An 11490-nucleotide genomic window follows, 5' to 3' on the forward strand; every position below is an offset into this window, starting at 1 on the left:
AACATTTTGGGGGACAAAAAATTTCCCCAGCTGCCGTGGGAGGAAAAAGTGTTTATGATTACTTTCAAAGTACCCTAGAGCGAGAATTATTACAGATACGTTTCGATTTAACTCAAGTGCGTCTGGGTAATTTTCTTAACCCGCAAACTAACCCAGAAAATAATAACATCCTAGAGACTTTAAAGGCGATCGAGGATATTATCGGTAAATATCGCCTAGATTTAGGGGAATTGCTGCCCCCATTACCGAATAATCAAACCCCAAATCTGCCTAATACCAATCTCACCAGTGATAAACCCAGGGATAAAGATAACCAGATAATTTCTCCTGCAACCAGTAATAAATTTTTTAACTTCCAGCAAGAATTAACCCCCGAATACGAACAAACTGTCATCAAACAACTCCGTACCCTGCGACAACAGCAGCGCATCGCTATCCGTTTTATCCTGATTATTATTTTAGTTCCTCTCTCGGTGCAGGTTATTAGTAAAAACTTTATTTTTAGCCCTGTCTTAAACTATTTTGGTGTGGATAGAGCGAAAATATCAGAAGTTTATATTTCTCAGGAAATTGGTGAAAAATATCTCAGGGAATTTGCTAGACTTCAAGAAATACAAGAAATCAAGCACGTTTTAGGAGTAGCAAAAGCAGGGCAAGAATCAGAAGAAACCTTTCGGGAACAGGTGCAAGAATTATTCAGAGAAGCGGGTTATGAAAGTCAAGATGGTTGGAAAAACTTGCTCTCCGATATTACTGGAGTAATAGCCTTTATTGCCATCTTAATTTTTGGTCGTCAACAATTGGCGATTACGCAAGCTTATGTTAGTCGTTATTTTCTCAGCTTAAATGATATCACCAAAGCCTTTATCTTTATCCTCTTTACCGATATATTTGTCGGGTTTCACTCGGCGGAGGGTTGGACGGTAATCCTAGAAACTTTGTTCCGGCACTTTGGTTGGCGCGAGAATATTACATTCATTAGCTTGTTTGTGGCCACTGTTCCCGTTATCCTAGATACCATCTTTAAACTATTAATATTTAATTATCTGACTCGTAAATCTCCCACTGCCGCAACTATCCTAGAAAAGATGAACCAGTAACGCCCTATGATCCTCAGTATTGCCGATACTTTCATTAAAAGACCCGTTCTGACCACAGTTTGCTCGATTTTAATCGTTTTGATCGGGGCGATCGCTATTCCCTTTTTACCCCTAGAAAAACTGCCCCAGTTGGCATTTATTCAGGTAGCGGTGAATGCCAACTATTTGGGAACCGATGCCAAAACCGTACAGGATAACGTTACCACGGTACTCGATCGCCAGATTAACGGGACAGAACAGATTGTTTATATGCAGTCCCAGAGTACCAACACCGGACAAAGTACGGTGAATGTCTTTTTCCCGGTGGAAATGGATCGTAACATTGCCCAAGTCTTGGTACAAAACCGTGTCAGTACCGCCGCCGCTAGTTTACCGGAAGAAGTGAACCGGCAGGGGGTGACAACCAATACCCAATCCCCCAGCGTTACCCTTGCCTACGGGATTTCCGCCAAACCGGACGACAAGGGCAATTATCCCTACGATACAGTCTTTTTAAGTAACTTTGTTGACCGAGTCATCGATGCCGAGATTCGCCGGATCGAGGGAGTTGGTAGTACAACCATCATCGGGGAAAGGGAATACGCCCTGCGTTTTTGGCTTAATCCCGATGCTTTAGCCGCTAGGGGCGTATCGGCGGAACAAGTAGTACAGGCGATCCGAGAACAGAATATTCAGGTGGGTGCGGGGACAATTGGCGGTGATCCCAGTCCCGAAGAGCAGCAATTCCAGATCGCAATTCGCGCCGTTGGTAGGGTTGCCACCGGGGAGGAAGCAGAAAATATCGTCGTCAAAGTCGGGGAAAATGGCGATTTAATCCGTATTAAAGACGTAGGCCGCGCAGAAATCGGAGCCGAAAGCTACAGTACCGCCGCCTATTTCGACAAATCCCCCGCCGTCGTCTATATCGTCTATCAGTTGCCCGGTTCCAACGCTTGGAATACCGCCAAACTGGTGAAAGAAAAAATGGCGGAACTAGAACCGAGTTTTCCCCCGGGGTTAAATATCGCCATTACCCTCGATAATACCGCCTTTGTCGCCGCTTCCCTGGAAGAAGCCGTTGGCACTCTGGTGGAGGCGATTTTACTGGTTATTCTAGTCATTTTTATCTTCCTTCAGGATTGGCGCACCACGATCATTCCAGCGATCGCTATTCCCGTATCTTTGATCGGAACCATGGCCGTCGCCCTGGCTTTAGGCTATTCTCTCAATAACCTCTCCTTGTTTGCCGTCATTCTGGCCACTGGGTTAGTGGTGGACGACGGCATCGTGGTTGTAGAGGCGGTATCGGAAAAATTACGACAGGGAATGCGGCCATTTCAAGCTTCCCTCGATGCCATGGGTGAGTTAACCTCGGCGGTAATTGCCAGTTCTCTTGTACTATTTGCGGTTTTTATTCCCGTCACTTTCTTCCCCGGTACGGTGGGGATCGTTTATCGACAATTTGCCGTCATCATCTCCGCTTCAATTCTGATATCCACCTTTAACGCCCTCAGTTTTTCCCCCACCATGTCGGCGATTATCATGAAACCGCCCCAAGGCACCCGCGGACCCTTGGGACTGTTTTTCGAGGGCTTTAATCGGGGTTTCAACGCAGTTAAAGAGGGCTATCGACGCTCGATCGAATTTCTGATCCGCATCCGTTTTTTAGTGTTACCCTTCTTTATCGCCGCCCTCTTTCTCACAGCTTGGAGTTACAATACCACTCCCCAGGGTTTTATCCCCGAAGAAGACCAAGGTTATGCCTTCGTTTTGGTGCAAGCACCCCCCGGGGTTTCCCTGCGCTACACCGACCAGGTTATCCGTCAGATTAACGAAGAAATTCTCGACGGTATCGAAGAAATCGAACACTTTGTCGGTATGGCGGGCTTTAGTTTTGCCGGAAGTGGCAGCAACCAAGGGCTATTTTTTGTCAAGTTAAAAGAATGGTCGGAACGGCCTGGCGAAGATAAGTCGGTTTTCGGCATTCTCAGGAAAATTAACCAACAATTAGCCACTAAAGTCCCAGATGCTCGCGCTTTCGCCGTTAATGCGCCCCCCGTGGATGGATTAAGTTCTACCGGCGGTTTCGAGTTATTTATCCAAAACCGCGCTTCTTTCCCCATGGACGCTTTGATTGCCAACGCTAATAACGTCATGGCCGAGGCCCGAACAAGACCGGAATTATCGGGAATTTTCACCCAATTTACCACCGACACGCCGATGCTGGAACTTTCCATCAATCGCAACCAGCTACAGGCGCAAAACGTCGATATGCAGGCCGTTTTCGGGACCCTGCAAACCTATCTCGGTTCCAACTTCGTTAACCAATTCGTCTTAGGCGATCGCTTGTATCGAGTCTTTGCCCAAGCAGAAGCGGATTATCGTTCTAATCCCGAAGATATTAACCGTCTTTACGTCCGTTCCCGTACCGGGGCCAATATTCCCCTATCGGGTTTAGTTAGCGTCAAACGCTTCACCTATCCACCGATTATCACTAACTTTAACCTCTATCCCTCAATTAACGTTCAGGGTAGTCCCGCCCCCGGTTTTAGTACGGGACAGGCGATCGCAGTGATGGAAGATGTTTGTCGGAAAGTCCTGCAGCCCGGTTTCGGTTACGCTTGGACGGGTACGGCTTTCCAAGAAAAAACTTCCGCCGGGGCTGCCCCAGTTATCTTCGGATTAGCCTTTATCGTGGTTTTCCTCGTCCTTGCAGCCCAGTACGAAAGCTATATCGACCCGATTATCATCATGATTACCGTTCCCCTAGCGATCCTAGGTGCCATGGGGGCCTTACTGTTGCGGGCGAATTTCCTACAAGTGGGTAGTCTCTTCCCGGCGGTGAATAATAATATCTATGCTCAGGTGGCTTTGGTCATGTTGATCGGTTTAGCGGCTAAAAATGCCATCTTGATCGTGGAATTCGCTAACCAGTCCCGTACTTTGGGTTTAAGTATTCCCGAGGCGGCAGCCCGGGCCTCGACGGAACGCTTAAGACCGATTCTGATGACGGCTATTTCCGGTTTAGTTGGTTTCTTGCCCTTGGTTATCGCTTCCGGCGCCGGAGCGATGAGTCGTTGGTCCCTAGGAACTGCAATCCTAGGCGGTTATCTGATTTCCACGGTGTTGAGTTTATTTCTCGTCCCGGTGTTGTATGTGCTGATCAAACAGTTCGAGGCCCGATTCCTCTCCTCGAAACCCCCGAAAAGTGGCGGTTCTGGCGGCAAAAAAAACCCTTCTCTCGATGGGGAAAGGAATACATCAGAAACCCCGATAGAAGAAGGGGCCATTTCCTCTTTGAAAATCTCTCCTCAGTCTGGGAATGACTAGGGTGTTAGATTTTGGGGTTTTGGGGTTTTAGGGTTTTAGGGTTTTAGGGTTTTAGTTGAAATTCCCCCACCTCCCCACTTCCCCCCCGCAACGCGCACGAAGTGGTCTCCCCACTTTCCCCATCACCCCACTTCCCCACCTCCCCACACCCCCACTTCCCCACACCCCACACCCTACACCCCACACCCCATCTCTGATAACTGAAAATAATGAGTCTAGAATCTACAGCTAATGAGGCGATCGCTCATAATTTAGAGCAATTCCTGCTAGTTTTGACCATTTCCTTGAGTGTCGCCACTTTATCGAGAACCGTTGCTTTCCTCCGCAAAATTCCCTACACCCTGCTGTTAGTTATTGTCGGTATGGGTTTAGCTTTTTTAGATTTGCGTCTAGTTAATCTTTCCCCGGAATTAATTCTGGAAATTTTTCTGCCTCCCCTCCTTTTTGAAGCCGCTTGGAATATTCCTTGGGCTAAATTAAAGGAATATTGGGTTACTATCGTCCTTTTTGCCGTTATCGGGGTGATTATCTCCGTTTTGGGAGTCGCCTATCCCCTACATATCTTTGCTAATTTACCCCTATCGATCGCTTTTCTCTTGGGTGCTGCCCTAGCTGCCACCGATCCCGTCTCTGTAATTGCCCTATTTAAAGAATTGGGGGCCAGTAAAAAACTGACGATCCTGATGGAAGGGGAAAGTCTCTTTAATGATGGGGTCGCTGTGGTCGCTTTCGTCCTCTTGGTGGGGATTCCCTTGGGAGTCGATACCTTTTCCGTCCCCGTGACGATCGCTCGTTTCTGCACCTTTGTGGGGATTGGCATCGGTGTGGGTTGCGTGATCGGTTTCGGCATTTCCTACCTTACCCAACGCTTTGATCTGCCTTTTGTGGAACAGTCTCTGACTCTAGTTTCTGCATACGGAACCTATCTCGTCACGGAAAAATTGGGCGGATCTGGTGTGATTGGGGTGGTGATTGTCGGGATTATTCTCGGTAATCTCGGTTCGCGCATTGGTATGAGTCCCCGCACGCGCCTGGTAGTTAGCGAATTTTGGGAATTTATCGCCTTTTTTGTCAATTCCATCATCTTTTTACTGATCGGCGATCAAACCCGTTTTGAGAGTCTCGGCAGTCACTTAAGCGGGATTTTAATAGCGATCGCTGCTATGGTGGTTTCCCGTCTGTTCTCAATTTTTGGACTAGGGGGAATTAGTAACCTAATTACGGGTAATAGGATCAGTTTCAAGGAAAGAACGGTGTTATGGTGGGGAGGATTACGCGGTTCGGTTTCGATCGCCCTAGCGTTAAGTGTTCCCACGTCTATCCCCTACCGTCAAGAAATTATTGACGTGGTTTTTGGGGTGGTTTTATTTACTTTATTGGTGCAAGGATTATCTATACAATGGCTGTTAAATGCCCTCAATCTTATTGGTGATCAACCGATTCGCACCGAATATTCGGCCCTAATTGCTCGTCAAATTGCTTTAACTAGGGTGTCTAATTATCTGCAACAACCAGAACGTTTTCCCGATATCGATCCCGAATTTTATCGCGACAAAAAAACTCTGGTGGAAGGACAATTAAAGTCCTTGCGGGATCAGTTGCAAAAATTACTAGAGGAACACCCACAATTAAAAGATGTGGTGGCCGAACAATTTCAAGATACTTTACTCGATATAGAAGCTAATACCTACGCAGAATTAATTCGAGCCGGTCGTTTAAATGAAAATCTCGTTCCCCTTTTAGTGGAGGTAGAAGAAGAAAAAGAGATGGTTTAATGATCAAGTCATGGAAAATCAAAGAATTTTTGCTAAAAATTGCTGAGTTCGATCGGATTGGGGATGATTAAAAAATTCTGCTGGGGGGGCAATTTCCAAAATTAAACCCTGATCCATAAATACCACTCGATCGGCCACTTCTCGCGCGAATCCTACCTCGTGGGTGACACAAACCATGGTCATCCCCGATTTGGCTAAACTTTGCATCGTTTCCAAGACTTCTCGCACCATTTCCGGATCTAAAGCTGAGGTGGGTTCATCGAATAACATCACCTTCGGCTGCATAGCTAAAGCGCGAACGATTGCCACCCGCTGCTGTTGTCCTCCCGATAACTGAGGGGGATATTTAAGTGCTTGTTCGAGAATACCAACTTTTTCGAGGAGTTTTCTCGCTATTTCCTCCGCTTGCGCTTTTTTCCAACCGCGCACCCACATGGGTCCGAGGGTGACATTATCTAATACCGTCAGATGGGGAAAGAGGTTAAATTGTTGAAAAACCATGCCGACTTCCTGACGGATTACCTCGATATTTTTCAGGTTTTGGGACACAGTTATTCCGTCAATAATAATGCGACCTTTTTGATAGGATTCCAAACCGTTAAAAGTGCGAATAAAGGTGGATTTTCCTGAACCGGACGGCCCCATAATCACGACAACTTCCTGTTTATTAACGGTGAGATTCACTCCCCGTAAAGCATGAAAGCGGTTATCATACCATTTTTCCACCGCTTCGGCAATTATAATCGGTTCACTGTTGTGAGATTCCATATTTTTGAGAGTTTATTGATTATCTGTATCGGGAAACCACTGTTTCTCAAGAATTTGTCTCAGAGAGTAGGGAAAAATTATCGGTAAATTTTTTAATCCTGTCTTTTTTTCTGCAATTAAGCGAGCGTTTTCATAGATATCTTCTAACTCTAGTTCTAGTTCTAGAAATTTACTTAAATTGGTGGTGAGCTTATATTCTAATTGTACTCGAAAAGTGATAATCTCTGCCGCCCAATGATTACTATTTTTTTCTCTTTCTGTCGTCCAAAATTGATAGAGTAGCAGCTGGATTATTATCGATAAAATTAAACTTTTAACAGCAGTTTTTTTCCCTCGTCCCCAAGCTGCCAACTCCTCGATTAAATGTTCGTAATCTACCCGATCGAACTGACGATTTTTTAATAACTCGATCGTCTCGCTTAACCAGCGATCGTACTCCCGTTCATAAAGCTGTTCTAAAGCAAGCATTGTCTTTGATCAAATGGGGACATTATTAAAAATAACCCATTCCTAGAAATGATAGCACAAAAGATGCGGTTGATTAGTGTAAATATTTTTGAATTAATGATGATGACAGTCAAAAATGCTTGACCCTTAGGTAAAAAAAAGGTTAAATTATGGTTAGGCTGAGAACATGACCCACACATCCTAGATAATGAGGCTATCATGGAAATCGATAAACTCAAAGAAATTGCCCAAAAAGTTGAAACCTCTCGTTCTCAAATCCAAAACGAACAGGCAACCAAAACAGCTTTTATTATGCCTTTTTTGCAAGCATGGGGTTACGATGTGTTCAATCCCATGGAAGTTCACCCCGAATATAGTGCCGATTTAACTGGATTAAAAGGGGAAAAAGTGGATTATGCTATTTGTTTGGACAATCAACCGATTATTTTGATGGAATGTAAAAGCTGTCATCAAAATCTTGAGCATCCTAAACATAGTTCCCAACTGCATCGATATTTTAATGCAACTGGAGCTAACTTTGGAGTTTTAACTAATGGAATTATCTATCGGTTTTATACGGATATCGTCAAGGATAATATCATGGACAATAAGCCATTTTTTGAGTTTAACATTCTCGACTTTGACGACTCTTCTGTTAACGAATTAAAACGTTTTTCTAAATCTAGCTTTAATTCTGACGAACTAGAAGAGGTTGCTCGCAATTTATTGTACACAAAAGAAGTTAAAAAAGTGATTGCCCAGCAATTAAATGATCCTTCCCCCGAATTTGTTAAGTTTTTTGTTAGTCATGTGTATTCTGGAGTGAGAACTGCATTGGTTGTTGAAAAATTCACAGAAATTATTAAGCATTCTCTCAAAGAGTATATCAATGATATCATCAAAAAAACTGGACAAAATCCTCCTGATACACCAGCAGGAGAAGATCCTCCACCAGAAGAACCAGAGGAACATGGAATTAATCCCGAAAAACTGGAAGTATTTTACATTATTAAATCAATTCTACGGGAAGAAATCAATACCGCACGGATTCAATACAAAGACACTAGAAGTTATTTTGGTATCAACTTAGATGGAAAAGTAACCAAAACAGTCTGTCGTCTGTGGTTCAAAAAAACTGGCAAGAAATCAATCAGTATTCCCGATAACGTCGAAACTGGTAAAGAAGCAAACACAAATATAGACAGTCTTGATGAAATTTATGGATTGGCTGAATTTCTGAAATCTCGTATCCGCTATCTGACTAAAGATAATTATAAAAGGAAGTCAGAACAAACGGAAAGTATCTAAAATAATTAGCCCCTATCTCTTTAATGACCGATAGGGGTTTTCAATGATATAATTTTTAGTAATCGCTGATTATGGTTGTAAAATTTTATCTAGGGATAGAAAGTTACGGTTAATAAGTGGTCAGGCAAAGGAGACAGGATATCCGAGCATTATAATAAAAGTTTTCTCTCAAGTTAAGTTCAAAAAATTCTAGCTGGGAGTTATCGAAGTGTGATTAAGCTTGACACAGTCAAATTAAGGTGTTACCATATTGGGCATGATTTATGCAGATGTTAAAATTTTTGTTTTGCGGTAGTCTATGAATTTAACAAATTTACCAATGTCTCTTGATGAGGTGCCTTTACCTAGTTCTTTGCCGCCAGTTATTTTAATAGTTTTTACTCGTCCCGATCTACTCAAGGAAGTTTTAAAGGGGTTAACCCAACAGATTCTATTTCCTCATCAGATCATTGCCTATGTGGATGGAGCAAGAAGTGAACGTGATATACCCCTGATTGATCAAACAATTGCTTTACTGCAAGAGTTCTCTAGTAAAATTCCAGTAGATATAAGGTTAAGACCAAAAAATTTGGGCTGTGATCAAAATGTCATTTTGTCCTTGACAGAAGTCCTATCCACTTATGAATCTGTTGTTTACTTGGAAGATGATAACTTTCCCAATCCATATTTTTATGATAGGATGTGCCGTTTATTAGAGGCATACCGTGAACATAAAAAAATCTTTTCGATTAGCGGATATGCAACCTTTCCAGAGCAAGCATATCCTCTGCTCGAAGAGGATTTTGCTCTCTCTAATAGAGTTTTTTCTTGGGGATTCGGTATCTGGGCCGATCGCTGGAATGATATCGCTCTCATCAATCAGCCTAAACAATATAATCCTTTTGGAAAATTCTATAATATACCCGCCACCGTGCAAACAAAAATGACTATAATGAGCCAGTTCTGGCTAGAGAGAAATGATCGAACTGACTGGGTTATTACTCTTACTCTTGCATCTTTGTATCAAGATCGGGTTCATCTTATTCCTAAAACTTCTTTGATCTATAATATTGGTTTCGGACACCCAGAATCTAAAAGCTTTAAAGATAAAGAACCATCATGGGTAAACTCTGCCTATAGTTCCTCATTCTGCCCCAATAGCTTACCTAGCACTCTTGAGTTAATTGACCTTTTAAAAAATGAGATTAGTGGGATAGAATTAGCGCATTACCTGTATCGCAAGGGTGTTTATATTGATTTAGAAGCACTATTTTACTACCTAAAAAAATATCGTGATCTTCAAAGTCGCCTAGAATTTTTGAAGCTATTTATGGCTCACTCCCCCTTTAGTTTCAAAAAAACTCGCCGTCGCCTGGGTTTATAGTTTAGTAGATACTCAATAAAAAATATGAATAGCTCTAGAAAATTTCTGATTTGTCAAGGTTCCTCTGACATATTGAAAAAGTAAAAGCGAAAATTAGAGGTGTTGCCAAATAGTTTGTACGAGCAATTAACCAGAACTAACCTTAATGATGTCTATGTCATGGCAAACCTGGGGAGTTACCAACTAATGCTTAATTCTCTCAATATAACTTTTACCTGTTGCATGAGTGCCTCTCCTCTATAAGTAGCCTATACTCAACGGATTTAGTATTAATTGTGTCAAAGCTTAGAAAAAAGCGAACTTCTCCAGGGAGAAATTCGCCTTAATTTCCAGAAATTCTGAACTTAGCCAAAAATTAATTAGGCACGAGCTTCGAGACGACCGTAGAAAATGCCGCGAATTTTCACTTCTTCAGCATCTTTTGCGCCTAAATCGGTGTCGGAAGGCTGTTCACTTTCAAAAACACCAGCAAACTCGCCAGTAGAAGCGTCAACTTTAGTCACCTGTAAAGACATAGTACCTTTACCCAGTTCCGTCGCTTTGACGTTAGCACGCTGGAAATCTTGACTATCAGCACTAGCGGGTAAAGCGACAGCATTATCATAACCCGTCACCACACCCCGACCTTTGGGATCTAAGAAACCAGCGCCACGATAGGAGGGAACTTTAAAGTCGCCTTCAAAATCCGTGGAACTGTTGATAGAGCTAAATCCAGCTTCGGTTTTTCCGGTGAAACCTTTAATGGTAAAGAAGAGGGGAACTCTTTCACCTCCGGGTAATTGTACGGTAATGGGTTGGAAATCGATACCGTCCTCTTCCTTGAGGGTTAAAACACCGTCTTCGCCTACGGTTAAGGTCGCTGTCATCTGTTCTAAACTGGTGGTATCTCTGGTTAAGAGTTTACCCTGGATAAAAGTGGCCGCTTCCCGCTTATTAATGGGTTCACCCTTGACAAAATATTCTTGGGGTTCCAAGCACAAATCTGTCACTACATAACTTTCGCCGCTTTCTAAGGGGAGAGTCCCCCGGGTAAACTCGGAAATCTGCGGACATTTGTTAGCTAATCCAGTGTTTAAAATTTCATCATAGGTTAGCTCGTTTCTATTCAGGACGGCACTAGGCGCGTCGCTACAAGCTGTCAACACCCCTAAGCACAAGGCTAAAAAGGCAACTAACAATGCACGAAATCTCATCTATGTCAACCTCTCTTTGTCAATCTTTACAATTACTACCCTTGATCCATAGCCTGATGAATTATCGAATCGGTTGCGCCAATTCACCGAAACTCAGTTTATCAAAGATCAGTGACCATTGAGAAGATGGGAGACAGGGAGAGGAGAGACAGAAGGCAAAAGGCAATAGGCAATAGGCAATAGGCAATAGGCAATAGGCAATAGGCAATAGGCAATAGGCAATAGGC

8 protein-coding genes are annotated in these 11490 nt (G+C 43.3%); 5 read left to right on the forward strand and 3 right to left on the reverse strand.

Annotated elements, in window-relative coordinates; translation table 11 throughout:
• From PN470_RS14235 to PN470_RS14245, 3 genes are all read left to right on the forward strand, one after another.
• Positions 1–1100: hypothetical protein (locus PN470_RS14235; RefSeq protein ID WP_271935920.1), on the forward strand; the 1100-nt coding region annotated here is incomplete at its 5' end.
• Positions 1101–1106: 6 nt separating this feature from the next.
• The gene (locus tag PN470_RS14240) at positions 1107–4409 is read left to right on the forward strand and encodes an efflux RND transporter permease subunit (protein ID WP_272104720.1); all 3303 of its coding nucleotides are present in this window, start codon (positions 1107–1109) and stop codon (positions 4407–4409) included.
• A gap of 209 nt (positions 4410–4618) precedes the next feature.
• Positions 4619–6184: a cation:proton antiporter gene (locus PN470_RS14245; RefSeq protein ID WP_271935922.1), complete on the forward strand. Its 1566-nt coding sequence runs from the start codon at positions 4619–4621 to the stop codon at positions 6182–6184.
• A gap of 18 nt (positions 6185–6202) precedes the next feature.
• Here PN470_RS14245 and PN470_RS14250 read toward each other — a convergent pair whose 3' ends face one another.
• Positions 6203–6952, reverse strand: a complete 750-nt coding sequence (locus tag PN470_RS14250; protein ID WP_271935923.1) for an amino acid ABC transporter ATP-binding protein — start codon at positions 6950–6952, stop codon at positions 6203–6205.
• Between the two features lie 12 nt (positions 6953–6964).
• Positions 6965–7420, reverse strand: coding sequence for a DUF29 domain-containing protein (locus PN470_RS14255; protein ID WP_271935924.1), 456 nt, complete (start codon positions 7418–7420; stop codon positions 6965–6967).
• A gap of 198 nt (positions 7421–7618) precedes the next feature.
• Between PN470_RS14255 and PN470_RS14260 the strand changes: the two genes are divergently transcribed.
• Both PN470_RS14260 and PN470_RS14265 read left to right on the forward strand, forming a co-directional pair.
• Entirely contained in the window at positions 7619–8707 is a 1089-nt protein-coding gene (locus PN470_RS14260) for a type I restriction endonuclease (protein ID WP_012266451.1), read from the forward strand.
• Between the two features lie 298 nt (positions 8708–9005).
• On the forward strand, positions 9006–10070 hold the full coding sequence (locus PN470_RS14265; RefSeq protein WP_103112614.1) for a sugar transferase: 1065 nt from the start codon (positions 9006–9008) through the stop codon (positions 10068–10070).
• A 359-nt stretch (positions 10071–10429) separates the two neighbouring features.
• Here the strand turns inward: PN470_RS14265 and PN470_RS14270 are convergent, their stop codons facing one another.
• The gene (locus PN470_RS14270) at positions 10430–11263 is read right to left on the reverse strand and encodes a photosystem II manganese-stabilizing polypeptide (RefSeq protein WP_002773425.1); all 834 of its coding nucleotides are present in this window, start codon (positions 11261–11263) and stop codon (positions 10430–10432) included.
• Positions 11264–11490: the final 227 nt, after the last annotated feature.

Origin of the sequence: Microcystis sp. CS-574 (genome assembly GCF_028329095.1) — a bacterium.
In the GTDB taxonomy this organism is placed as follows: Bacteria; Cyanobacteriota; Cyanobacteriia; order Cyanobacteriales; family Microcystaceae; genus Microcystis; species Microcystis ichthyoblabe_A.